Source organism: Phenylobacterium sp. J367 (genome assembly GCF_024699985.1).
Lineage (GTDB): Bacteria > Pseudomonadota > Alphaproteobacteria > Caulobacterales > Caulobacteraceae > Phenylobacterium.
The window spans coordinates 3,421,079-3,443,331 of the sequence record NZ_JAJONA010000001.1; the positions used below are offsets into that span (position 1 = coordinate 3,421,079).

Annotated in this window: 20 protein-coding genes and 5 pseudogenes; 12 read left to right on the forward strand and 13 right to left on the reverse strand. The window is 67.7% G+C overall.

Going from position 1 to position 22,253, the window contains the following annotated elements; all coding sequences use genetic code 11:
• Window positions 1-10: 10 nt before the first annotated feature.
• Both ppdK and LRS04_RS18280 read left to right on the forward strand, forming a co-directional pair.
• Window positions 11-2,708, forward strand: a pseudogene (ppdK, locus tag LRS04_RS18275) (pyruvate, phosphate dikinase).
• 53 nt (window positions 2,709-2,761) lie between these two features.
• The gene (locus LRS04_RS18280; protein ID WP_308238176.1) at window positions 2,762-3,232 is read left to right on the forward strand and encodes a GNAT family N-acetyltransferase; all 471 of its coding nucleotides are present in this window, start codon (window positions 2,762-2,764) and stop codon (window positions 3,230-3,232) included.
• Here the strand turns inward: LRS04_RS18280 and LRS04_RS18285 are convergent.
• Entirely contained in the window at window positions 3,229-3,822 is a 594-nt protein-coding gene (locus tag LRS04_RS18285) for an exopolysaccharide biosynthesis protein (RefSeq protein ID WP_257817556.1), read from the reverse strand. The two genes, LRS04_RS18280 and LRS04_RS18285, sit on opposite strands and share 4 nt — an antisense overlap.
• 48 nt (window positions 3,823-3,870) lie before the next feature.
• Window positions 3,871-4,221 carry an amidohydrolase family protein gene (locus LRS04_RS18290; protein ID WP_308238388.1) on the reverse strand — a complete coding sequence of 117 codons (351 nt, stop codon included), beginning with the start codon at window positions 4,219-4,221 and terminating at the stop codon, window positions 3,871-3,873.
• A 31-nt stretch (window positions 4,222-4,252) separates the two neighbouring features.
• On the opposite strand from LRS04_RS18290, the gene LRS04_RS18295 reads away from it, so the two are divergent.
• Entirely contained in the window at window positions 4,253-5,623 is a 1,371-nt protein-coding gene (locus LRS04_RS18295; RefSeq protein WP_257817557.1) for a hypothetical protein, read from the forward strand.
• Window positions 5,624-6,415: 792 nt separating this feature from the next.
• Here the strand turns inward: LRS04_RS18295 and LRS04_RS18300 are convergent.
• Complete coding sequence (locus tag LRS04_RS18300; protein ID WP_257817558.1) at window positions 6,416-6,808, reverse strand: helix-turn-helix domain-containing protein; 393 nt, start codon at window positions 6,806-6,808, stop codon at window positions 6,416-6,418.
• A gap of 54 nt (window positions 6,809-6,862) precedes the next feature.
• Window positions 6,863-7,402 (reverse strand): helicase, encoded by a 540-nt coding sequence (locus LRS04_RS18305; protein ID WP_257817559.1) that lies wholly within the window; start codon window positions 7,400-7,402, stop codon window positions 6,863-6,865.
• 100 nt (window positions 7,403-7,502) lie between these two features.
• Between LRS04_RS18305 and LRS04_RS18310 the strand changes: the two genes are divergently transcribed.
• Window positions 7,503-7,751: a helix-turn-helix domain-containing protein gene (locus tag LRS04_RS18310; RefSeq protein ID WP_257817560.1), complete on the forward strand. Its 249-nt coding sequence runs from the start codon at window positions 7,503-7,505 to the stop codon at window positions 7,749-7,751.
• Window positions 7,752-7,907: 156 nt separating this feature from the next.
• Entirely contained in the window at window positions 7,908-8,609 is a 702-nt protein-coding gene (locus tag LRS04_RS18315; RefSeq protein WP_257817561.1) for a phospholipase D-like domain-containing protein, read from the forward strand.
• Window positions 8,610-8,639: 30 nt separating this feature from the next.
• On the opposite strand, the gene LRS04_RS18320 is transcribed toward LRS04_RS18315, so the two are convergent.
• Together LRS04_RS18320 and traA are read right to left on the reverse strand one after the other, a co-directional pair.
• The gene (locus LRS04_RS18320) at window positions 8,640-9,344 is read right to left on the reverse strand and encodes a DUF6118 family protein (protein ID WP_257817562.1); all 705 of its coding nucleotides are present in this window, start codon (window positions 9,342-9,344) and stop codon (window positions 8,640-8,642) included.
• An 18-nt stretch (window positions 9,345-9,362) separates the two neighbouring features.
• On the reverse strand, window positions 9,363-12,407 hold the full coding sequence (gene traA / locus LRS04_RS18325; RefSeq protein WP_257817563.1) for a Ti-type conjugative transfer relaxase TraA: 3,045 nt from the start codon (window positions 12,405-12,407) through the stop codon (window positions 9,363-9,365).
• Between the two features lie 394 nt (window positions 12,408-12,801).
• Here traA and LRS04_RS18330 point away from each other — a divergent pair, with 394 nt between their 5' ends.
• Window positions 12,802-13,125, forward strand: coding sequence for a mobilization protein (locus LRS04_RS18330; protein WP_257817564.1), 324 nt, complete (start codon window positions 12,802-12,804; stop codon window positions 13,123-13,125).
• 176 nt (window positions 13,126-13,301) lie between these two features.
• Here the strand turns inward: LRS04_RS18330 and LRS04_RS18335 are convergent.
• The 3 genes and pseudogenes from LRS04_RS18335 to LRS04_RS18340 form a co-directional block, all read right to left on the reverse strand.
• Window positions 13,302-13,754 (reverse strand): annotated as a pseudogene (locus tag LRS04_RS18335) (prolyl oligopeptidase family serine peptidase); the annotation flags it as partial.
• 7 nt (window positions 13,755-13,761) lie between these two features.
• Window positions 13,762-13,989, reverse strand: a pseudogene (locus LRS04_RS28270) (alpha/beta hydrolase fold domain-containing protein); the annotation flags it as partial.
• 6 nt (window positions 13,990-13,995) lie between these two features.
• Window positions 13,996-14,160 (reverse strand): hypothetical protein, encoded by a 165-nt coding sequence (locus tag LRS04_RS18340; RefSeq protein WP_257817565.1) that lies wholly within the window; start codon window positions 14,158-14,160, stop codon window positions 13,996-13,998.
• A gap of 688 nt (window positions 14,161-14,848) precedes the next feature.
• Between LRS04_RS18340 and LRS04_RS18345 the strand changes: the two genes are divergently transcribed.
• Genes LRS04_RS18345 through LRS04_RS18360 form a run of 4 tightly spaced genes read left to right on the forward strand, consistent with a single transcriptional unit; the run spans window position 14,849 to window position 16,657 of the window.
• Window positions 14,849-15,031, forward strand: coding sequence for a hypothetical protein (locus LRS04_RS18345; protein WP_257817566.1), 183 nt, complete (start codon window positions 14,849-14,851; stop codon window positions 15,029-15,031).
• Window positions 15,028-15,555 carry an NAD(P)/FAD-dependent oxidoreductase gene (locus LRS04_RS18350; protein WP_257817567.1) on the forward strand — a complete coding sequence of 176 codons (528 nt, stop codon included), beginning with the start codon at window positions 15,028-15,030 and terminating at the stop codon, window positions 15,553-15,555. Before LRS04_RS18345 ends, LRS04_RS18350 begins: the two co-directional genes overlap by 4 nt.
• Window positions 15,555-15,962, forward strand: coding sequence for a hypothetical protein (locus tag LRS04_RS18355; protein ID WP_257817568.1), 408 nt, complete (start codon window positions 15,555-15,557; stop codon window positions 15,960-15,962). The genes LRS04_RS18350 and LRS04_RS18355 overlap by 1 nt, the downstream gene beginning before the upstream one ends.
• The gene (locus tag LRS04_RS18360; RefSeq protein ID WP_257817569.1) at window positions 15,926-16,657 is read left to right on the forward strand and encodes a hypothetical protein; all 732 of its coding nucleotides are present in this window, start codon (window positions 15,926-15,928) and stop codon (window positions 16,655-16,657) included. Before LRS04_RS18355 ends, LRS04_RS18360 begins: the two co-directional genes overlap by 37 nt.
• Window positions 16,658-17,029: 372 nt before the next feature.
• Here LRS04_RS18360 and LRS04_RS27090 read toward each other — a convergent pair whose 3' ends face one another.
• Window positions 17,030-17,476, reverse strand: a complete 447-nt coding sequence (locus LRS04_RS27090) for an ATP-binding protein (RefSeq protein WP_308238177.1) — start codon at window positions 17,474-17,476, stop codon at window positions 17,030-17,032.
• A gap of 289 nt (window positions 17,477-17,765) precedes the next feature.
• Window positions 17,766-19,202 (reverse strand): annotated as a pseudogene (gene istA, locus LRS04_RS18375) (IS21 family transposase); the annotation flags it as partial.
• 350 nt (window positions 19,203-19,552) lie between these two features.
• Between istA and LRS04_RS18380 the strand changes: the two are divergent.
• Together LRS04_RS18380 and LRS04_RS18385 are read left to right on the forward strand one after the other, a co-directional pair.
• The gene (locus LRS04_RS18380) at window positions 19,553-19,681 is read left to right on the forward strand and encodes a hypothetical protein (RefSeq protein ID WP_257817570.1); all 129 of its coding nucleotides are present in this window, start codon (window positions 19,553-19,555) and stop codon (window positions 19,679-19,681) included.
• 357 nt (window positions 19,682-20,038) lie between these two features.
• Window positions 20,039-20,602, forward strand: a complete 564-nt coding sequence (locus LRS04_RS18385; protein WP_257817571.1) for a hypothetical protein — start codon at window positions 20,039-20,041, stop codon at window positions 20,600-20,602.
• Between the two features lie 96 nt (window positions 20,603-20,698).
• Here LRS04_RS18385 and LRS04_RS28275 read toward each other — a convergent pair.
• Window positions 20,699-21,657: pseudogene (locus tag LRS04_RS28275) on the reverse strand (formylglycine-generating enzyme family protein).
• Window positions 21,658-21,910: 253 nt separating this feature from the next.
• On the reverse strand, window positions 21,911-22,207 hold the full coding sequence (locus tag LRS04_RS18395; protein WP_374576603.1) for a LacI family DNA-binding transcriptional regulator: 297 nt from the start codon (window positions 22,205-22,207) through the stop codon (window positions 21,911-21,913).
• Window positions 22,208-22,253: the final 46 nt, after the last annotated feature.

Genomic DNA, 22,253 nt, shown 5'->3' on the forward strand with positions numbered 1-22,253 from the left:
GTTTCGACATATGACGGCCGACACGATGGTGAAGACGCGCTGGGTCTATGCCTTCGGCGGCGGGGGCGCCGACGGCGACGCCTCGATGAAGAACCTGCTCGGCGGCAAGGGCGCGAACCTCGCCGAGATGTCCTCGCTCGGCCTGCCGGTGCCGCCCGGCTTCACCATCACCACGGAAGCCTGCGTCCACTACTACGCCAACGAACGGCAGTATCCGGCCGACCTCAAGGCCCAGGTGGCCGCGGGCCTTAAGACCGTCGAGAGCCTGACCGGCAAGACCTTCGGCGACGCCGCCAATCCGCTGCTGGTCTCGGTGCGCTCCGGCGCGCGGGCCTCGATGCCCGGGATGATGGACACGGTCCTCAACCTCGGTCTCAACGACGAGACCGCCGAGGGCCTGGCCGCACTGGCCGGCGACCGCCGCTTCGCCTTCGACAGCTACCGCCGCTTCATCCAGATGTACTCGGCCGTGGTTCTGGACCTCGACCACCACATGTTCGAGGAGATCCTCGACGAGCATAAGGACCGGCTGGACACCCACGTCGACACCGGCCTCTCGGCCGAGGACTGGGAGGCCGTCGTCGCCGACTACAAGCGCGCCGTCGAGCGCGAGCTCGGCCGGCCGTTCCCGCAGGATCCGCACGAGCAGCTCTGGGGCGCCATCGGGGCGGTGTTCGCCAGCTGGATGAACGACCGGGCGAAGTTCTATCGCCGCATGCACGACATCCCCGAGAGCTGGGGCACGGCGGTGAACGTCCAGTCCATGGTGTTCGGCAACATGGGCGAGACCTCGGCCACCGGCGTGGCCTTCACCCGCAACCCCTCGACCGGCGAGAACCGGCTCTACGGCGAGTTCCTCATCAATGCCCAGGGCGAGGACGTGGTCGCGGGCATCCGCACCCCGCAGGCGCTGACCAAGATCGCCCGCGAGGAGATGGGCGAGAAGAACCCCTCCATGGAGGAGGCCCTTCCGGAGGTCTTCACCCAGTTCAAGTCCGTCGTGGAGAAGCTCGAGAAACACTACCGCGACATGCAGGACATCGAGTTCACGGTGGAGAAGGGCCGTCTGTACATGCTGCAGACGCGCAACGGCAAAAGGACGGCCAAGGCAGCCCTGAAGGTCGCCGTGGACCTCGCCTCCGAGGGCCTGATCACCAAGGAAGAGGCGGTGATGCGGGTGGAGCCCGGCAGCCTCGACCAGCTCCTGCACCCGACCATCGACCCGGGCAGCCCGCGCGACGTGATCGCCAATGGCCTGCCGGCCTCGCCCGGCGCCGCCACCGGCAAGGTCGTGTTCACCGCGGAGGAGGCCGAGAAGCTCGGCGGCTCCGGCGAGGCGGTGATCCTGATGCGCGAGGAGACCAGCCCCGAGGACATCCGCGGCATGGACGCGGCCCGCGGCATCGTCACCGCCCGCGGCGGCATGACCAGCCACGCCGCCGTGGTGGCCCGCGGCATGGGCCGCCCCTGCGTCTCCGGCGCCGGCGAGATCCGCATCGACCAGAAGGTCGGCGAGTTCCACTGCCGGGGCAAGACCTTCAAGGCCTACGACGTCATCACCATCGACGGCTCCACCGGCGAGGTGCTGGCCGGCCAGGTGAAGATGATCGAGCCGGAGCTCTCCGGCGACTTCGCCACCCTGATGGGCTGGGCCGACAGCGTGCGCCGCCTGAAGGTGCGCGCCAACGCCGAGACCGCGCTCGACGCCAAGACCGCCCGCCAGTTCGGCGCGGAGGGGATCGGGCTCTGCCGCACCGAGCACATGTTCTTCGATCCCGACCGGATCGCCGCTGTGCGCGAGATGATCCTGGCCGACGACGAGGCCGGCCGCCGCACGGCGCTGGAGAAGATCCTGCCGATGCAGCGCCGGGACTTCGTGGAGCTGTTCGGGATCATGGAGGGTCTGCCGGTCACCATCCGGCTGCTCGACCCGCCGCTGCACGAGTTCCTGCCGCATACCGAGGAGGACGTGGCCTCGGTCGCGGCCGCCACCGGCCTCGACCCGAAGAAGCTGCTGCGGCGGGCCAAGGAGCTGCACGAGGTGAACCCCATGCTGGGCCACCGCGGCTGCCGCCTCGGCGTGGCCTATCCCGAGATCTACGAGATGCAGGTGCGGGCCATCATCGAGGCCGCCTGCGAGGTTTCGAAGGCCGGCAAGCCGGCCCCGATCCCGGAGATCATGCACCCGCTCGTCGCCAAGGGCGAGGAGATGAAGTTCCTCCGCCTTCTCACGGACAAGACAGCGAAAAAGGTCATCGAAGAGCAGGGCTGCCAGATCGAGTACATGGTCGGCACCATGGTCGAGCTGCCGCGCGCCGCGATCCGCGCCGGCGACCTGGCCGAGAACGCCGAGTTCTTCTCGTTCGGCACCAACGACCTGACCCAGACGACCTTCGGCATCAGCCGGGATGACCTCGGGCCGGTTCCTGAACGCCTACATCGAGAAGGGCATCTTCGAGAAGGACCCCTTCGTGAGCCTCGACCAGGAGGGCGTCGGCGACCTGATCCGCATCGCCGCCGAGCGGGGACGGGCCGTGCGGCCGGACGTGAAGCTCGGCATCTGCGGCGAGCACGGGGGCGATCCCGCCTCGATCCAGTTCTGCGAGGACGTGGGCCTCGACTACGTGAGCTGCTCGGCCTACCGCGTGCCGATCGCCCGCCTGGCGGCGGCCCAGGCCGCCATTGGCGAGCGCGAGAAGGACCGCTGAGCGGCGGCTTCGAGATCGCGGGGCCGGCGGACCTGCCGGCCGTCGCGGCCCTCGTGAACTCCGCCTACCGCGGCGAGAGTTCGCGCGCCGGCTGGACCACCGAGGCGGACTACCTCGGCGGCCAGCGCACCGACCCGGCCAAGCTGGCGCGCGACCTGGCCGAGACGCCGGGCGCGCGCATCCACGTGCTGCGCGAAGCCGGCGAGATGATCGCCTGCTTCTGGCTGGAGCCCCTGGGGGACGGGAAGGGCGCTTACGTCGCCATGCTGACCGTCCGGCCGGACCTCCAGGCCCGCGGTCTCGGCCGGCGGCTGCTGGAGGCGGCGGAGGCGGAAGCGGCGAGGGCCGGGAAGACGCGGATGCAGCTCAGCGTCGTCCAGGTCCGCGACACCCTGATCGCCTGGTACCAGCGGCGCGGCTACGTCCTGACCGGCGAGCGGCGGCCGTTCCCCTATGGCGACGCCCAGTTCGGCGAGCCCATGCGCGACGACCTGGAGTTCGTTGTGCTGGAGAAGCGGCTCTAGGCCAGCAGCCGCCAGACGATCAGGCCGATCAGGCTTGCGCTGATCGCCAGCGCGAGGATCACCAGCAGGCCGTCGCGCACCACCAGGGCCAGGCCGAAGGTGAAGATCGCCAGGCTGGGAAAGAAGGCCACGAAGGGCAGCAGCTCCAGCGGCGGCGTGCAGAGCGCGAGCAGCACGCAGATCGCGGCCACCAGCTTGTCGGCCCAGGGCTTCGTGAACACCGCCAGGCGCGGCCGGGTGAGCCGGTCGACGACGCGTACCGGCCTCTGACTGGCGTGGACGGTCTTGCGGAGCGCCGTGGCGCGCACCGAGAGCTTCTCGATCATCCGCGGCACCCAGACGCTTTCGCGGCCCAGGAGCAGTTGCACGGCGACCAGCAGGGTGATCACCGCGATCAGGCTGGGCACCGTCGGGATCGCCGAGACGGGCGTCATCCCGGCCAGGCCGGCGACCAGCAACAGAGGGCCGAAGGAGCGCTTGCCCACCGTGTCCAGGATTTCGCCCACGGACACGCGGGCGCCGTTGCTGTTCGCCGCCTTGTCGAGGTCGTCGAGGACCTCCTGCAGGTCGCGGGTGCGCAGTTCCGCCATCCAGGCCTCCGGGGTCAGGAGGCCAGAACGCGCGGGAAGCGGTTTCGGCTACCAGGTCCAGTCCGACGCTTTCGCCTTGCAGCCGCCGCCTGGCGCGCCGGTCCAGCCGCGGCCCCGCACGACGCGGCCTGGCCGGGCCGCGGTGGGTTCGCCGTCGGCCAGGGCCAACTGGCCGTTCACCACCACATGGCTGACACCGGTCGCGAACTGCTGCGGCTTGTCGAAGGTCGCGTGGTCCTGGATCGCCGCCGGGTCGAACACAACCACGTCGGCGAAGTAGCCGTCCTTCAGCCGGCCGCGCTCGGCGATCCCGAGGTTCGCCGCCGGCTGGGCGGAGAGCTTTCGAACAGCCTCGGCCAGGGTCAGCCGCTTCTCCTCGCGCACGTACTTCGCCAGCAGCCGGGCGAAATTGCCGTAGGCGCGCGGGTGGGTGGAGGGAGAGCAGGAAGGGGCCCTCGGGCGCCTGGCCCTCGGCGTCCGAACCGAAGCTCATCCAGGGGAGCGCCGTCTGGCGCGCGACGTTCTCCTCGGACATCAGGAAATAGACCACCTGCACGCGGGAGCCGTCCTCGATCACGAGATCGATGGCGGCGTCCTCAGGGCTGACCCCGCGTTGGCTGGCGACCTCGGCCAGGGTCTTGCCGGTCAGCGGCTTCAGCTTCGGGTTCTTGAAGCCGACCAGCAGGGTGCCCTCGGCGCCGGCGTTGCGCTGCAGGTTCTCGAACCCCTTGGGCGGAGCGCGCATCTCGGCCAGGACCTTGGCCCGGGTGGCGGGGTCCTTCAGCCGCTCGATCCACTTCTCCACGCCGCCGGCCTGAACCCAGGTCGGCATGGCCGCGTCGAGACCGGTGGAGCCGGCGGGGTAGGTGTACATGTCGGCCGTGATCCGCAGGCCCTGGGCGCGGGCGGCCTCGACCTTCGCGATGGCTTGGTCGAGCTTGCCCCAGTTCTCCTGGCCGGACGCCTTCAGGTGGTAGATCTCGGCCGGCGCGCCGGAGCGGCGGGAGATCTCGATCAGCTCGTCGATCGCTTCCAGCAGGCGCGCGCCTTCCGAGCGCATGTGACTGATGTAGATCCCGCCGCAGCGCCCGGCCTCGGTGGCCAGGGCGACCAGCTCGTCCGTTTCGGCGAAGGAGCCGGGCGCATAGATCAGGCTCGTGCCGACGCCCAGGGCGCCGTCCTGCATGGCCTGCACGACCAGGGCCCGCATCTTCGCGAGCTGCTCGGGCGTCGGGTCCACGTCGTCCTGGCCGAGGATGTTCACCCGCACCGTCTCCGCCCCCACGAAGGAGGCGACGTTCTGCGAGACGCCCTTCGCCTGGAGATGGCGCAGATACTGGTCGAGCGTGGTCCAGGCGACGTCGTACTTGATGTCGGACTGGTTGCGCACCGTGTAGGCCTTCTGGGCGTCGCTCCAGGGGCCCATGGAGGTCCCTTCGCCCATCACCTGCAGGGTGACGCCCTGGCGAAGCTCCGACTGGCCGCGGCCGTCGTAGAGCAGGCTCTCGGTCGACCAGGACAGCATGTTGATGAAGCCCGGAGAGACGGCCTTGCCCGTGGCGTTCACCTCCGCCTTCGCCGTGCCCGGAGCCTTCGGTCCCACATACACGATGCGGTCGCCGCGGACTGCGACATCGCCCTTGAAGGGCTGGCCGCCCGAGCCGTCGTAGATCTCGCCGCCGCGGATCACCAGGTCGTAGCCCGGCTGGGCGAGGGCGGAGGTGGCGAGCAGCAGGCTCAGGCCCGCGGCCACGGCGAAGGTCTTCATGCGGAAAGCTCCCCCAGACTGGAGGGAGGGTAGTCAGGTCTTCCGCCATCCGGCCACCCCTTCTCCGCTCATCCCGGCGAAATGACCCCACCTGTTTATCCATCTGACTTTCTTGGATAAAAACAGGCTCATTTCGCCCGTGTAGGAACTGTGCAGAAGAATCTGCAAGGGTTGTGCGGGAGAGCCCAACCTTGGCAGTTCCTAGCGATTCCCACAACCGGCTGAGGCCAGCCGGTTGCCGGCGGCAGGACGAGCCTGCCGCCGAGGAGGACCGTCTCAAGCGGGGGGCTCCCGTCTCCGGCCTCGGCTCTATGAGCCGCAGGACGATGCGGCCGGTGAGCGGCACCGCGTCGCAATTCAGATTGAAGCCCTTGCCGTCCCTGTTCGGCCAAGCGGCGCCGATGGGGGTCCAGATCGCGGCGCTGCCCTCGCCGTTGACGCGGTACAGCCGGTGGGTCGGCCGGCGCGGCGCTTCGGCAGCAGCAGAGGTTTGGGTGGCTGGGGATTGAGACTTGCTGGCCATGGTGGTTCTCCTGATCCGCCGCGGGACCATCCCGCGGCTTCATGGGGAGCCAAGGCGACAGGCCATGAGCCGGCGGTCACACCCCGCGCGCCAGCGCGCCCGAAGGGAGCGGAGCTGCACGGAGCCGAAGGCGGAGGAAGCGAGCTGGGTTGACCGGCGGCGGGCCTGGCGCAGAACGCTCACCGCTCGAAGCCGCTGAGGTTCCGTGACCACCACAATCGGAGAGCCGGTCGTCAGGGCGGTGTCATAGCCCCGGAGATTCAAACTTCTGGCTGTCGATGTATCGGACACAGACCTTGCCGCTAGGACCTGGGTCCCTCGGGCTTGGACAAGGCGTCAATGAACGACACGAGCGCTGCTTTGTGGCCACGCGGCAACCGGCAATAGCTGCTTAGCAGCTTGAGCGCGCCCGGCTCACCCAACATCGCGGCAAGATCGTCGCTGATCTGAGACACCGCTTCGACCGGCCCGAAGAACTCGGCGACCGGGACATCCAGGGCCGCCGCAATCCGCGCCAGCATCGAAGCGCTCACGCGGTTGGTGCCCCTTTCGTACTTCTGCACCTGTTGGAAAGTCACGCCGACCGCCTCGGCAAGCGCCTGCTGCGAGCCCCCTCGCATCTTGCGAGTCAAACGGATACGTGCGCCGACGGAAACATCGACAGGATCGCGGCGGTCGTCAGGCGGAGGAGGCATCATACACCTTCAAAGTCGAGGCGGCTTCCATGTACGGGCCGTCTGGAACGGCGGCTAGCCGGTCTCCGAATGCCGGCGTGACATGGCCGTGAGATCTCGGCGTGCTCCGGTGATCAGGGCGTGAACTTCCGGGTGTTCCTCGCGCCAGATCAGACGCTCCACCACGGCCAACTTCGCAATGATCGATTCCAGGTCGGCCGAACCGGAACTCGGAATGGATTTCAGCGCCGCTTCGCGCTGCTCGAACAGCACGTCCAGGCAGCCGTCGATGTCGCGCAGCTCCTTCGCCCACGGTAAGGCCTGCTGCTCGGCGGGGCTCAGGCGGAACCAATTGTGATTTTTCGCCAGCCAAGTTTCCAGTTTGGCCCAGCGCGTCTGGAGACGCGCGATCTTGGCCTCGATCGCCAGCCAACGCGCGCACCGCCTCGTCCCTTCGTCCGAAGGGACCAACGTAGCGGCCGGCGGGATAGCGCCCGTCGCCGCGACCGGCTTAGCGGCGCCCAAGGCCGCAACCGAAGTTCCGGCGATGACGGCGCGCCTGGAGAGTTCAGGCAGGCGCACGCCTTCGACGCCCGTCTTGCGACGCGAGTCCATGACCGAAGCCTTCTAATCACCTATGATAACTTTATGATCGCGCGGAGGCGACGGGGCGTCAACATGAAATCATCTCATACGATTAGAAAATTATCATGACATGTTGACGGCAACTCAAATCCGGGCGGCACGCGCATTGTTGGGTTGGAGCCAGCCGGCTTTGGCAAAGGCATCGGGGCTGTCGCTCCCGACCATTGTTCGCATGGAGAGCCAGCTTGGCCCTGGCCGCAGTTCCGCCGCCAACGTCGAAGCTGTGCAGCGCGCTCTAGAGAACGCCGGCGTTCTGTTCTTGGAAGCCGATGACGCAAGCGCTGTTGGACCAGGCGTGCGGCTCAAGCAGAGTTCCTAGGGGGCGGCGCTCCCAGGTCGCCCCGTGCGATCACGTCGGGTGGTGCTCAGCTTGAATGAGACACCATCTCGCGCCCGGCGGTGCTAAGCTTGGCAATGGCTGGCCTGGAGGCCTCGAAAGGGGCCGCTCGCTTCAGGGGCGCGGAGAAGCTCAACAATGAACGCAGTGAATCTCAATGAGTTGGGGGTCCCCACCGACGGTCACCCGGAAGCCCAGGTGGATCATGGCTTGTCTGCGGTCGCGAAGATCGATGTCATCTTTCGAAACCAACGCGCCCGGCTGATCGACGAAATTCAGCAATCCACCGTGGTTCTCGGCTGTGTCGCGTGGCTTACGGATAATGCCGTCCTACAGGCGCTGGCCAAATGCGAGCACGTCAGCATCGTCGTCCAAAAGGAGGATTTTCTGAGGCCCGACCTGGGGTACAGGGGAGCCTGGGCGCAGAACCTACGTAAGCTCTACGGTGCTCTGCCCTCACCCCTGACCCGCTACGATCTGCCCGGCGGAGTGGCCGGCTTGAGCTATGCGTGTGACCCCAGCATCGCCCCAGTCCGATGCGTGGGCAACCACAACCGGGACAAGAAGGCGGCCTCGCCGAGGATGCACAACAAGTTCCTGGTTTTCTGCGAACACGGACGAGACGACGCGGGCGACCCTTGCGTGGTGCCGCGCCGGGTCTGGACTGGGAGCTACAACATCAGCGCCAACGCGGCGGCGTCCTGGGAAAACGCAGTGCTGATCCACAGTGCCGAGGTCGCGGATGCCTATGCCCGAGAGTACGGGCAGATCATGGCCTTCTCGGAAGCCCTGGACTGGACCAGCGATTGGGTCGCGCCGGAATACCGGATCGGAACCTAAGGACGTTAGGCGACGGTAGCGCCCCCACACTCACTCCCCACCCGTGGCGGTTCGCCGCTGTTGCGCCATCGGCGCCGGGTTCAGGGTCAAGGAACAGCGTTGCGCCTTGCCGCTGCGGGCCAGCGCAGCGCGGCAGGCCGCGACGGCCTCTCGGTTGTCGCTCACAAGTGTGGTGTCGGCGGCAAGTTGAGCCCAGCCCTCGGCGTTGGCCGCACGCATCAAGTCGCCGCCGGCCGTCCACCGATCTTGGCGCATGACCAGGGCCGCGACGCGGGTGTTGACCCCGAGCGGCAGAAAGCCTGCGATGATCGGCGACAACACCAGCCCGACCGCCAAGGCGACGCCGCCGGTCCAGCACAGCAGCTTGAACTGCCGGTCCTGCGCCCAGGCTTGGCCGACGATGCCCGCCAGCCGCGACCGCTCGCGCTCGGCCTCCTGGGCGGCCCGGTCAAGCCTCTGCGCCGCCTCGCGCACCAGCGCCGTTCCGGCGTTCGCGATGGCTTGACCCTGCTGCTCAGGCGTCAGGCGCAGCGCAGGCGACTCCAGGATGGAGTCCAACTGCTCGCCAAGCTCGTCCAATCCCTTGCCGATGACGCCGAGGTCCGCGCTGTAGTCCGGGGGCCGGTTCTCACGCATGGCCGCCGGCAGGGCCTCGATCGCCCGCCGCAGCACCGAGACCTCGGCCCGCAAATCCTCGAACGCCTGGGCGGGATCGCCCGCCTGTTCAACCGCCATCCTGGCCCTCCGCACCCGCTACAACGACATGCCGGGGTCCCGGCTTCGCCCGATTTCCATCGCCGCTTGCCGGGCGCCCGGCGCCGCGATCACCCGGGTCAGCGCCGAGCCCCGCTCCACGCCCAAGGCGGGCGCGCGAGACCGCACCAGAGACTCCAACTGCGGATCGCCCTTGAGCGCTCCCGCCATCGCTTTCATGCGGCCTTCGAGGCGGCGGCGCGCCTCAGCATGTCGCCAGCCGTGCAGCCGGTCGCGCTGCGCCTCCAGCCGCTTCCATTCGTTCACGAGGCGGTCGGCCTTCAGCACCGGATCGCGCCGCACTTGCTCCTCACGGCGGACGGCGCCGGCTAGCTCGGCGCCGCGTTCCGGGCCGCGAAGATCCCGCATCGCCCGCCATGTCGCCGGCTCGTGCCGCAGCGCATTGTGCAAGTCGCGCGTCGCGCCTGGCCGCGCCGCGTCCAGCGCGCGGGCCGCCTCGCGCAATTCCCGCTTCTGATGCTCCAGAACCGGTAGCGCCTGGGCGCGCATCCGCTCTGCGCCGTCCAACGCCTGCGCATAACGCTCCGCCGCCTGCGCCAGCGGCTGCCGTGGCGCTGGCGCGACGCGATCCGACTTGGACAGCGGCAGGGCCTCAACGCGTCCCATCGCCGGCGCCGGCCGGCGTGGGTTCAGCGTTAGACCATCGAACATCCCGCGCTTACGCGCCGGCTCGACATCTGAAGCGGGAGTACGGTCCCGCGCCCCACGCCGCATCGCCCCTGTTTGCAACCCTTCTGGCACGACGATGGGCTGTTCGAGCCCGCGCCGCGCTGCGTAGTCCAGCGTGGTTTCCTTCAGCCCGGCGCGCGAGAGTCGCGACGACAAGGCCGCCACGTCCGTGAATTCTTCTCGGCCGGCGTAGAGCGTCACGGCGTCCCGATGGCGGGTCATGGCGACATAGGTGAGATGGCGGTCCATCGTGCCGGACGCCAGCACATGGGCGCGGTCCACTGTGGCGCCCTGGGCCTTATGGATGGTGGTGGCGTAGCCGTGGTCCACCGCCGCATAGTCGGCCATCGAAACGGACACCGCCCGTCCCGTACCGGGGCCTCTGGCGCCGTCCAGGCGGACCTCCAGCCGGCCGGGCTCGGCTCGCTCCACCGTGCCCAGCATGCCGTTCTTCACCCCGAGGTCGCGGTTGTTCTCGCGGAACAGGATGCGGTCGCCAGACGCGAAGGCGCGTTCGCCCTCCGTCGTCTGGTAGAGGTGCTCGTTCTGAAGTTCGCCACGGCCCCGGCGCACGGCGCGGATCGCGTCGTTCAAATCCGCCACGTCGGCCCGGCGATGCGCCAGCACCAACCGCGAGCCGTTCGGCCGCGCATCCATGTCGGCGATCACGTCGCCCACGATGGCGTGACGGGCCGCGCCGATGTCGAGCTCGAAGCGGATGGCGCCGCGCTCAGCGTAGGCGCCCAGCCCCTCGGCTGTGCGATGGCGCGCGAAGTCGACGGATGCCGCCCTCTGCCAGCCTTCGCGCTGTCGGCGGATTTCGCCCAATTCCACGAAGCCGGCGCGCTCGGCCACCGCTCGAAACGCCGCGCCCGGTCCTATCGGCTGGAGCTGTTCGGGATCGCCCACCAGCACCACCTTGGCGCCCGCCTGATCGGCCTGGGCCAAGACCCGCGAAAGCTGACGGCTTCCCACCATCCCGGCTTCGTCGATCACCAGCACGCTGCGCGGGCCGAGCATGTCGCGCCCGCGCTCCCAACTGCGTTCCCAACTCGCCAGCGTTCGGCTTCGGATACCGGAGGACTCCTCCAATCCTTCCGCCGCCTTGCCGGCCAGGGCCGCGCCCATGACCTGATAACCTTCGGCTTCCCAAGCCTGGCGCCCGGCGCCGAGCATCGTGCTCTTGCCCGCCCCGGCGATGCCGACCACGGCCTCGATGCGTTCGGGACCGGTGATGTGGCGGACAGCCGCCTTCTGCTCTTCCGCTAGGAAGGGCCGATCCGCGATGGCCTGTTCGACGTTGCCGCGGCTGACGCCGAACGTCCGGCTTTCCGCCATCCGGTCGGCGCTCTCGGCCATCTGCCGCTCGACAGCGATCATCTCCTTGGTGGAGTAGCGGGCCGGCTCCAGCGTGCGGCCGAATTCGTCCCTTTGCTCGGGCCGCAGTTCGACCAATGCGGGGGACGCCATCGCCTTGGCGAATGCCGCTTGGAAGGTGTCAGGATCGTCGATGTAGCGGTGCAATGTTCGCGCCACGTCGGTGCGGTCGAACACGCTCTTTTCGTTGGTGACGAGAGTCAGCGCCTGCTCGGGCTTTTCGCGGATCAGCTTGGCGTTTCGCCGCGCCTGCTCCTCGTCCTGACGGGCGCGCACAACGGACTTCCCGCGCCGGTCCATCTGGGTGGCGTGAACGCCCATATGCTGGGTGGGCTCGATCTCCAGGCCGCAGTCGTGGTGCGAACGGTGGTCAATGCGGATGTCGTGGCCGGCGAGCGCCAGATGCCGGTTGGCGCGATCCTCCCAATCCATGCGGATGTCGCGGAGCTGGTCGTGCGAAGTCGGCAGGCCCAGCGCGGCGAGCTTCTTGTTCTCCAGCTCCAGGTCAGACTTCTTGCCGAGCCCATCCTGTTCCACCTTCCGGGTGGTGAGCATGATGTGGGCGTGGTGGTTGCGCACGTCGGTGTCGCCGTGCGGGCTGTGAATCGCGAAATCCACCGCCACGCCGTAGCGATCGGCCAGCTCGTGCGCGAACTCCCGCGTCAGCTCAAGACGCTGGGCGGCGGATAGCTCATGGGGTAGCGCGACCTCGATCTCACGCGCCACCCGCGCGTCCTTGCGCGTCTCCGCCGCCTCGGCCGCATTCCATAGCCGCGAACGGTCCTGCGCCCACTCGGCCTCAACGCCCTCCGGCAGCACGATCTCGGTGTGCTCCACGCCCCGCCGATGGGTGAAGTCGTGGGTCAGGCCGTCGCGTTCGTTGGTCAGCCTTTGCGAGGCGCGATAGGCGGCGGCGGCGACCGCGCTGCGCCCGCTGCTGCGGCTGATCGGCTTCATCGCCAAGTGATAGATCGCCATGACGAACACTCAGGTGGCGCCGCGCACTGCGGCGATCCTGGCGGGCCCAGGGTGCGCAAGCCCCGTAGCGTCCTCAAGTCCGTCGATCTGAAGCTAACAAGCGCTGAGTTGCACAGCAACTCGTAAGTGCGCTCCTTCGCTAGTCTTCACTTTGCTCAGACAACTCGGGGTGCCCCGCATGTGAACAAGCTTGGCAGCGCATCAGAGAAGCGCAGAGCAAGCAGCGGAGGTGACGACCCTCGGAATCGCAAACAGCACGCAGTCGGAAGGTATGGACACCGCCTAGTCGTGGCAACACGGCTGCGACGACTTGCCGAAAGCTTTGGAACTGGTGACGGCTCAAGCGGGACCAGCTATGGTGGAGGCGCGAGGGGGCGTGCATCGGGAGAGGACGATGGCAAAGCGGACGATCGCCGAGCGCCTGGCGCAACTAGAAGCCCAGCGCAAAACCCTCCAGACCAAACTCAGCAAACAGGAACGCGCCAAGGACACGCGCCGCAAGGTGCTGCTGGGCGCCTTCATCCTCTACCGGCTGGAGAAGGGTCAGGACGCCTTTTCGAAGGTCGAGTTGCCGGACTGGCTACGGCGCGAGCTGCCCGGCTTCATCACCCGTGAGGATGACGCCGCACTGTTCGTCGATCTACTGGGCGAACCTGCCGCCACGACGCGGAGGTCGGAGAAAGGCTCGGGGGCGGCGCAAGCTCGTCCGCAGGCCTGAACCGCCCCCGCCGACGCCATGAGATACGTCTCGCTCGCGGCCCATCTGGTTGTCGGCTTCCTCATCGGCAATTTGGTCGCCGACCTCGTCGTGGCGATCGCGATCCCCACTTGGCGCAATCATCTGGGCCAGACCCTCCTCATCCTTCTGTTCGGAGGAACGGGCGCCTTCGCCGGCTATGGGACGTGGCGCCGAAAACTCGCGCCGATCCAGACGGACGTGCATGGCTCGGCCCCGGCGTAACTGCCCTTCACGCCGGCGGCTTTTAGCCTCTCGAACATCTCGCGGGACTGGCCGACAGGCACGCTGTGGTCATTGTCTCCGTGCACCAGGAGGAACGGCGGATCCGCCGCGTCGAGGAAGTTCACCGCGCTGGCCTTGGCCTCTTGGCCCGCGAAGTAGCTCAGGTCGCTATTCGACAGGGCCGGGATGTCGAAGACGCCGAACCAAATGGCGGCGGCCTGCACGCAGTCGCTCTCGCCGCCCGCGTCGCCGGCGGGTGAGCAGTCCGTAGCGGCGAGCGCGGCCAACTGGCCGCCTGCCGAGCCGCCCCAGATCGCCACGCGGGCCTTGTCGATGCCGTAGTCCGCGGCGTGCGTCTTCAGCCAGCGGATGGCGGCGTCGACATCCTCCGTGGGCCGCCGGGAACTTGGCCTCGGCGCCCAGCCGGTAGTTTAGCGAGGCCACGACGTAGCCCTTCGCCGCGAGGCTTGCCAGCACGCTCGGGAAGTCTGCAAAGGCTTGGCCGCTGCGCGATGTGCCGATCATCCAGCCGCCGCCGTGGACGTAGATCACCAGCGGCTTCGGCCCGCCCACCTTGGGCGGCGCGTAGAGGTCCAGCGTAATCAGGCGGAAGCCGTTAATCTGCGACTAGACCAAGTCGGGATGGGCTGTCACGCCGCCTGGATAGGTCGCCGTCAGCTTCGGGAACCGATCGCTGCTCACGACCTTTTCGGCGACGGTGGCTTGCACCGGCGCGCACTCGGCGGCGGTGGCGAGTGCAAAGCCTGCGGCGACGGCCAGTGCGAGTCCCATGTGCTTCCTGATCAGTCTTTCCGCCCCAATCCCCCGTGCTGAAGTACCCATCGTGCTCTTATCCCGAAGCCGCGTCCGTATTGCGATTAGGGTTAAGAAGCGATCTGGTTCAAGGCCGCCGTCGCAGTCGCGGAATTCGCGGGAAGCGGCCGCGGCGACCGATGACGCGTTCTTCAAACCATTCCGGGCTGACGATCGACGCGTGTTACGGAGCCGGATCAGGACATCGGTGGAAACCACCAGCCCGGATCTCGCAATCGGTCGCGTTCGTCGTTGCAATGGACCAACAGCTCCCGCCGCTCCTCGAACCGCGCGTGCGGCGTCGTTCCGAAGGAGCGCACGCACTTAAAGCGATCGGGGCGCCCGGACGATCGGCACCGTACACATGGTGCTGCACCAGCAGCACAGCACCCAAAAGTTGACTTCTGCGGATATCTTGACGCCCTCTTCGGCGGCTTGGCGTTGGCCTATTGATGGCGAAGTCCGGCTTGAGGTTCGCTTCGGCCGGACCTCTGTGGTCCCCTGCGGCCGTACGCTTGGGCTTATCGGCAACGAACTCCTCACGACGGGTCAAACGGCTTTCCGGGCCGCCGGTAAGGCCGGTTCGGCGTCCGTGTCCCTTCTCCGGCGCGTCGAACGCGTCGTAAAATCCTGCACACTGTGCTTAGCACTTTCGGAGGTCCAATTGATGAGCGAAACAGCGGCGGCGACGCGGCCCATCGACAAGCAGGCGCTGCTGGAGAGGTACCGGACCGAGCGTGACAAGCGCCTGCTGCCGGAGGGGAACGCCCAGTACCTCGAACTCCGGGGCACGCACCTGACCCACTATCTTGAGGATCCCTACACGCCTTTCGTACAGCGCCCCCGGTGACCGATCACGTCACTTTCACGTTCGTCGGGGGCGGATCTGCCGGCCTCGTGACCGGCGCGCGGCTGATGGAGGCCGGCGTTCGCGACCTGCGCATCCTCGACAAGGCCGGCGACTTCGGCGGCACGTGGTACTGGAACCGCTATCCCGGTGCTCAGTGCGACACAGCCTCGATGGTTTACTTGCCGCTCCTGGAGGAGACCGGCCACCGCCCCACCGAGAAATACGCCCATGCCCCGGAGATCCTAGAGCAGTGCCGGCGGATCGGCCGCCAGTACGGCCTCTATGAAAAGGCGCTGTTCCACACCGAGGTCACAGACCTCTCCTGGGACGAGGCGCGCTCCGCCTGGGTGATCCGAACCAACCGCGGCGACGAGTTCACCACCAGCTTCATCGGCCTGGGCACCGGTCCGCTGCACGTGCCCAAGCTGCCGGGCATCCCGGGCATCGAGCGGTTCAGGGGCCATTCGTTCCACACGAGCCGCTGGGACTACGCCTACACGGGGGCGATCCGAGTGGCGCGCTGATGGAGAAGCTCGCCGACAAGCGCGTGGCGATCATTGGCACCGGCGCGACCAGCGTCCAGGCGGTGCCGCACCTCGCTCGCGCCTGCGCCACGCTCTACGTCGTTCAGCGCACCCCCTCGTCGGTGGACGTGCGCGCCAACCAGCCGATCGACCCGGAGTGGTTCGAGGGGATCGCCACGCCCGGCTGGCAGCAACGCTGGCTGGAGAACTTCACCGAGAACCAGGCGGGCGGCGCGGCCGACGTGGACCTGGTGCAGGACGGCTGGACGGACCTCTCGCGGCGGATCCGCGCGAAGATCGCCCAGCTGCCGCCTGATCAGCGCACGCCGATGAACATGCTGGCGGCCTACGAGGACCCGATTTCGAGAAGATGGAGGAGATCCGCGCCCGCGCCGAGACGATCGTGAAGGACGAGGAGACAGCCGAGAAGCTGAAGGCCTGGTACCGGCAGCTCTGCAAGCGGCCGTGCTTCCACGACGAGTATCTGGAGGCGTTCAACAATCCGAACACCCACCTCGTCGACACCGACGGCCAGGGCGTCGAGGCGATCACCGACAAGGGGTTCGTCGTCGCCGGGCGCGAATACGAGGTCGACTGCATCATCTACGCCTCGGGCTTTGAAGTCGGCACCGAGTACAGGCGCCGCGCCGGCTTCGACCTGACGGGGCGCCACGGGCTGAAGCTGTCAGAGGCGTGGAGCGAGGGGATGCGCTCGCTGCACGGCGTCCACGTGCACGGCTTCCCCAACGCCTTCTTCGTCCAACCAACGCAGGGCGCGAACCTCATCTCGAACGTGCCGCACAACCTGACGGAATCGGGCCGCACCATCGCCGCCGTGGTCTCCGCCGCGCTGGAGCGGGGCGCCAAGGAGGTGGAGGTCACGAGGGAGGCGCAGGAGGCCTGGGTAGAGCTGCTGCTGACCGGCATGGGGCGCATCGTGGGCTCCGCCGACTGCACACCCGGCTACTACAATAACGAGGGCCAGGATCCAGGAGCGGCGGCACGCTACAACGTTGGGTTTCCGGCTGGCCCCACCGCCTTCTTCCGCTATCTGGCGGGCTGGCGCAGCAGCGGCGACTTCGAGGGACTGGCGTTCCGCTAGTGCCCCACTTCAGAAGTTCGCCGGCTCGTGATTGCTCGCGATGGCGTTGTAGACGCACAAGCGTTCGACGGGAAGCAAGGAGTCGAGGCCGTGTAAAAGCTCAGCCGCCGGAATCTTCGGCGCAATGATCTTGCTCGCGCATGTACTCGCGGGCCGGTCGGCGCAAAATCCAGCCATGTTTCGCCTGTTGCGCGGCGGGATCTTGCGCGGGATTTTGGCCGCGGCGAGTTTTTACACGGCCTCAGTCAGTCTCAGCGGACTTGGTCCACAGCGAAAGGGCTTAGGATCGGCGTTGTGGCGGTCGATGAAGGCTGAGATGTCGCCTCAAGATCGGCGACATGCGATCGACGCCGCGGCAGATATACCTCTCCGTTAGCAGGGCGAAGAACGGTTCGACCTGATTGAGCCAGGAGGAGCTTTGTGGGTCAGGTGGACGTGCCAGCGGCGCCGCTTCTCCAGCCATGCGCGGAGCGGGATCTTCTCTGTGCGTAGTTGTCCATGACCGAGCGGACGTCCAGGTCCTTTGGGCAGGTTGGCCTCGACGTCGTCGAGGACCTGCGGAACTCCACCGGCCGTGGTGAGAAGCACGTGCCGATCATTTTGCTGATGGCGGCCGATCCAATCGCCGGCGACGAGGCGGGCGAGCAGCGCGCGGTCCAGGCCGCGCGGCGTCTTCAGGTCGAGGTCTTCGACACAGGCGTCCTGGCGGAGCGCGGCAAACTTCAGCCGTGCGGTCAGCCGCTTGCTGTCGAACTCGGCCGCCTCGCGGTCGGCCATGATGCCGATGCGCTCCTCGAAGCTGAACGCGGGGATCGTCAACGAGGCCTTCGGCGAAGAGCGGCCGCACCTCAGACCGCTGCCGTTGGCGCCGTTCCGCTCGGTACTGCGCCTGGAGCGGCGGATCTCGCGCGAGGGTACACCACGCCGTCGTCATCCAGATCGAGGGCTCAAGCTACCGGTTGCGCCAGCACGCCGAGCTAATGCCCGAGCACGTCCGCTCCAAGGCCAGCATCGCGCCGCCCGCCGTGACGCCCATCCCGCCTCCTCGGGGTCGCCCTCCGAAAAATGGCTACGCCAACCCAGTGGGCTGACCGGCGGAAGTGGGGATTTTTACTTCGGCGGTTCCGCGGATTTTTCGAGCGGCGTTGACAGCGCGCTGGCAGGCCGCCTTCAGACGGGCGCGGCCGTAGCTCTTCTCCAGGGCCAGGATGCCCATGCAGCTGCGGAAGCCCTGCTCCGGATGCGGCCGCTCGGCCATGATGGCCGAGACCAGCGCCGCCGCCGCCGGGCCGATCTTCTGCGCGCCGGCCATGAGGCGCGCCGGCGTCCATTCGGCGTGCCGGCGGTGCAAGCTGGGCATGTGCTCGGGGATCGTCGTGTGGCCGCGGCGGCCTGGGGACCGGGCGTGGCTGGCGACGCGCTGGCCCTTGTGGAAGACCTCCACCGTGCGCTCGCTCATCCGCACGTCGACCTGCTCGCGGATCAGCCGGTAGGGGACGGAGTACCAGGAGCCGTCGATCTCGACGTGGTAGTCGAGCCCCGCCCGGCAGACCTTCCACTCGGCGAAGGCGTGGGCGCCGCCGGCAGCGGCTTCAGCGCCGGGGCGTCCACCTGGGCGAAGAGCTCCGCGCGGCTCAGGCCGTAGGCGCGCATCACCCGCCCGTTGAGCTCGGCCACCAGCTCGGCGATTGCGGCGTTGAGCTCCGCCAGCCCGAAGACGCGCCGGTTGCGCAGCCGCGCCAGGATCCAGCGCTCGGCCAGCAGCACCGCCTGCTCGACCTTGGCCTTGTCGCGCGGCTTGTAGGGCCGCGCCGGGATCACCGCGGTCCCGTAGTGCCGCGCCAGGTCCTGGTAGGTGCGGTTGATCTGCGGCTCGTAGCGGTCGCCGCGCGCCACGCCCGCCTTGAGGTTGTCGCAGACGATGGTCGCCGGGACCCGCCGAGGGCGGCGAAGAGCCCGACATGGCAGCCGATCCAGTCCGCCAGGCCCTCGCTCGGCCGGGCCTCGGCATAGACGTAGCTCGACGCCCCATGGCGGCCACGAAGAGCTTCATCGGCCGGACCGCGCCGGTCTCGGGATCGATCACCTCGAGGGTGTCGCCGGCGTAGTCGACGAAGACCTTCTCGCCGCCCACGTGCCGCTGGCGCCTGGTCGGCGCCTGCCGCGCCTTCCAGGCGTCGTAGTGCTGGCAGAACCAGGCGTAGCCGTAACCTTCGGGATGCTCCGCCCGGTACTCCTGCCACAAGAGCGAGCGAGTCACGCCCTTGCGCCGCAGCTCCCGGTCCACGGCCGCCCAGTCCGGCTCGGCCCGCGGCGCCTTGCTCGGCGGCTGGCCGGGGAACAGCCTCCGCTCCAGCGCGGTGTCGTCCAGCGCCTCGGGCAACGGCCAGCCCAGCCCCGCCACCTGGGCCCGCTGCAGGTAGTCGCTCACCGCGCCCTTGCTGATCCCCAGCGACCTCGCGATCAGCCGGGTGCTCAGGCCGACCTCGAACCTCAGGCGCAACAACTCTCGTATCCGGCGCATCGACAATCTCTCGCTCGGCATCGGGTCCCCCTGCTCACACACAGAGGGGCTCCTTAGCCCTCAGATTGTCGGCCGAACCGTGCTCACCCCTTCAGGTCAGGGGCGCCCACCATCCCGTGGAATGGCTGCCCACCTTCGCGTGGAGTCCGTGCCCACCATCACGTGGAATTCGCACCTTATTCTCAAGCTGAAGCACTTCCGGCACGTCGCGACACCCTTCGAAAAGCTCGGTGCGACCGATCCGTTTGTAGCGCCGGAAAGTGCGTCGGGTCAGGATTGCGTCACTGCATATCGTCTCAGCCAATCCTGACGCCAGCGTCACGTTGACAGCGCCTTGCGGCGGTATCAGGCTACTCTGCGGAGGACCGCCAATGGCCAAGCTGCGCTACAGCCGGGACGAGCTGATCGAGAGCCACACCTTCGCCCGGCCTCATGAGGCGGCGGCTACCGGCTGCACGGCGGGCTGGATTCCGCGGGCGCCTATGTCTCGCCCCGGGTGAAGAATCGCTGGCCGGCGGTGGCGGCCTGGAGCGCGGCGCTTCAGGCGCGCGGCTTCCCACTACTCGACGCCACCACGAGCCTGCTCAAGCTCCCCAACTATCCGAACGTCGCCCAGGAGCGGCTCTTGCTTTCGGCGGGCTTCGGTCAATTGCTCTGGAACTCGCTCACCGTCACCGGCGTGATCGAGGCGCGCGGCAAGGTGCTTGCCACGACCGCCATGCCTAACATCCAGGACGTCGTGGTCGAAGACCTCTCCGAAACGACGCTCGGCCACCTGCAAGCGGCCTCTTCGAAGCCCACGGCTGGGACGAGGGCGGGGGCGATCCGCGCACGCCAGGCCTCGGGCTCACGACCAGATGTGGTTCGCCGTCCGCGACGCCGTCTTCGGCAAGGACGCCTACCCCCTGCCCGAGGTCCCGGAGAACATTTCGCGCCCCGAGTCCGGCGAGCGCGAGCTGCCCGACCTGCCGCCGCAGTTCGAGGCGCTGATCAAGATGCTCATGAACGTGCTTCTCATCGAGGTGCGCGCCGAGAGCTTCTTCGCCTTCTGCTGCGCCGTCTTCCGCAGTCCGGCCAACTTCACCGACCGCCGGGCGGCGGCCGAGCAGGCCGCGCAGATCGTTGAGCGCATCCGTCAAGACGAGGCGATTCACGTAGCCTATCTCCGCGTGGCGCTTTCCGAGCTCCGCAGCTTCACGCTCAAAACAGTCTCCGGCGGGATGAAGCCTGCCGCAGCGGTTCTTGATCCCCTCTGGGCCCAGATGGTCGAGTGGCACGGCCGGCGAGAGCGCGAGCTCGCCCGCGAACGCACCCGCGCCGACATCGGCTGCCAGGTCATCGCCGGACTCGGCGACACTAAGGGCAAGGCATTCCTGAAGGAGTTCGACGCGCTCGGCGAGAAAGAGCCGATTCCAGCCTAGATGTCCTTGCCAAGAACGTTGTCAGTTTTTGCCAGGGGCTGAGGTCTTCGAGGCCGGCGTTGGGGCGGTGGAGGTTGTAGGCGCTGAGCTATGAACTTAGCGCCGCACGATGCAGCGGAACCCGATGTGCGAGGTCGGGCTATCGATCGGCTGCGGGTGGCGGGCGGCAGGCCGATAGCGCTGGCAATAGTTTTCAGCGCACAGATGCGAGCCGCCTTTGAGCACCTTCCGCGGAATCCGCATGTGCTGCGTCGCCGGATCGTAGCTTTCGTGTTCGGCGGCGGTGCGCGCGCGGGCAGGCGCGCAGCAGTTCCGCCCCGTCTCTGCGGCCCCCTCGGCATACCAATCGGTCGTCCACTCCCATACATTGCCGATCATATCGTAGAGACCATAGCCGTTCGGCGGATAGACTCCGACGGGCGAGGTCCGCTCATAGCCGTCGGCAAGCGTATTCTCTTCGGGGAAGCGGCCTTGCCAGTAATTGGCTTGGGGTTTGCCATCCGGCTCGAACGTCTCGCCCCAAGAATAGGTGGCCCCGGCGAGGCCGCCCCGCGCAGCATACTCCCATTCCGCCTCGGTAGGCAGCGTCTTCCCCTCCAACGGGCGTAGGCCATCGCGTCCCCATAGCTCACGTGAACCACCGGATGATCGGGGATATCCTCGGCGCGGCTATGGGGTCCGAGGGGATGCCGCCAGTCAGCGCCGAAGACGAAGCTCCACCAACGGGTGGGGTCTTCCGTCCCGGTTGGCGTATCCGGCGGCATGAATACGGCCGACCCGGCGACCGCCATCTCCGGCGGCATGCCTGGGTAATCTCGTGGATCGGGGGCGACTTCGGCCAAAGTCCGGTATCCTGTCGCGTTTACGAAAGCGGCGAACTCGCGGTTTGTCACTGGATGCTCATCGATCCAGAAGTCGCCGACGCTGGCGCTGCGCACAGGCGCCTCTTCGGGATATCGGTCGGCAGCGCCCATTAGGAATACGCCACCGCGGATGAGGCGCATGCCCAAAAGCTTTGAGCGCCGAGCCGGCTTGGACTTCAGGATTCGCGACATCAGGTGGTTGACGATGCTGCTATGGCAAAGAGACAAGGCGGCGGAGGGAGGAGATGGGGACAGGCGGCGCAGACTTGTAGGTCTTTCAGCCCAATCGCGGGTGTATCATCGCGCATGACGCCCTGGCCGAGCAAGGCACGTGGCGCACCTGACATCGTATGATCAACTCCGCCGACAAGGCGCCGCCGGCTGCCACGCAACCGCATTGCCCCCTAAAGCCGTGACAAGCTCGTTGGAAACGACACCCACGCGCTCAGTCCCGCGGAGGCGGGGCGGTGGAGGCTCGGACCTCGAGCTCGAATGGAAGCTCGATCTCGGCCTTGACCGACTTGCCGTTCAGCAGCGCCTCGACCGCGGACCATCCCATCTCCTCCAGAGGCTGGCGGATGGTGGTCAGCGCCGGCCATATTTGACGGCTGAGCGGGATGTCGTCGAACCCCGCGAGCGAAAGGTCCTGCGGCACGCTGATGCCTTGCTCGCGGGCGGCGATGACGACGCCCAGGGCCATCTCGTCGTTGGTCGCGAACACTGCGGTGGGCCGTTCGCGCATCGACAACAGTTTGCGCCCCGCTTCGACACCGGACTGCAGGTCAAAA

Excerpts from the sequence above, each read along its gene's own strand:
- LRS04_RS18285 (WP_257817556.1), bottom strand. The coding sequence starts at position 3,822 with ATGGCGGAACTGCGCACCCGCGACCTGCAGGAGGTCCTCGACGACCTC.
- LRS04_RS18300 (WP_257817558.1), bottom strand. The coding sequence starts at position 6,808 with ATGCCTCCTCCGCCTGACGACCGCCGCGATCCTGTCGATGTTTCCGTC.
- LRS04_RS18305 (WP_257817559.1), bottom strand. The coding sequence starts at position 7,402 with ATGGACTCGCGTCGCAAGACGGGCGTCGAAGGCGTGCGCCTGCCTGAA.
- LRS04_RS18310 (WP_257817560.1), top strand. The coding sequence starts at position 7,503 with ATGTTGACGGCAACTCAAATCCGGGCGGCACGCGCATTGTTGGGTTGG.
- LRS04_RS18315 (WP_257817561.1), top strand. The coding sequence starts at position 7,908 with ATGAACGCAGTGAATCTCAATGAGTTGGGGGTCCCCACCGACGGTCAC.
- LRS04_RS18320 (WP_257817562.1), bottom strand. The coding sequence starts at position 9,344 with ATGGCGGTTGAACAGGCGGGCGATCCCGCCCAGGCGTTCGAGGATTTG.
- traA (WP_257817563.1), bottom strand. The coding sequence starts at position 12,407 with ATGGCGATCTATCACTTGGCGATGAAGCCGATCAGCCGCAGCAGCGGG.
- LRS04_RS18330 (WP_257817564.1), top strand. The coding sequence starts at position 12,802 with ATGGCAAAGCGGACGATCGCCGAGCGCCTGGCGCAACTAGAAGCCCAG.
- LRS04_RS18340 (WP_257817565.1), bottom strand. The coding sequence starts at position 14,160 with ATGGGACTCGCACTGGCCGTCGCCGCAGGCTTTGCACTCGCCACCGCC.
- LRS04_RS18345 (WP_257817566.1), top strand. The coding sequence starts at position 14,849 with ATGAGCGAAACAGCGGCGGCGACGCGGCCCATCGACAAGCAGGCGCTG.
- LRS04_RS18355 (WP_257817568.1), top strand. The coding sequence starts at position 15,555 with ATGGAGAAGCTCGCCGACAAGCGCGTGGCGATCATTGGCACCGGCGCG.
- LRS04_RS18360 (WP_257817569.1), top strand. The coding sequence starts at position 15,926 with ATGGAGGAGATCCGCGCCCGCGCCGAGACGATCGTGAAGGACGAGGAG.
- LRS04_RS18380 (WP_257817570.1), top strand. The coding sequence starts at position 19,553 with ATGGCCAAGCTGCGCTACAGCCGGGACGAGCTGATCGAGAGCCACACC.
- LRS04_RS18385 (WP_257817571.1), top strand. The coding sequence starts at position 20,039 with ATGTGGTTCGCCGTCCGCGACGCCGTCTTCGGCAAGGACGCCTACCCC.
- LRS04_RS18395 (WP_374576603.1), bottom strand. The coding sequence starts at position 22,207 with ATGCGCGAACGGCCCACCGCAGTGTTCGCGACCAACGACGAGATGGCC.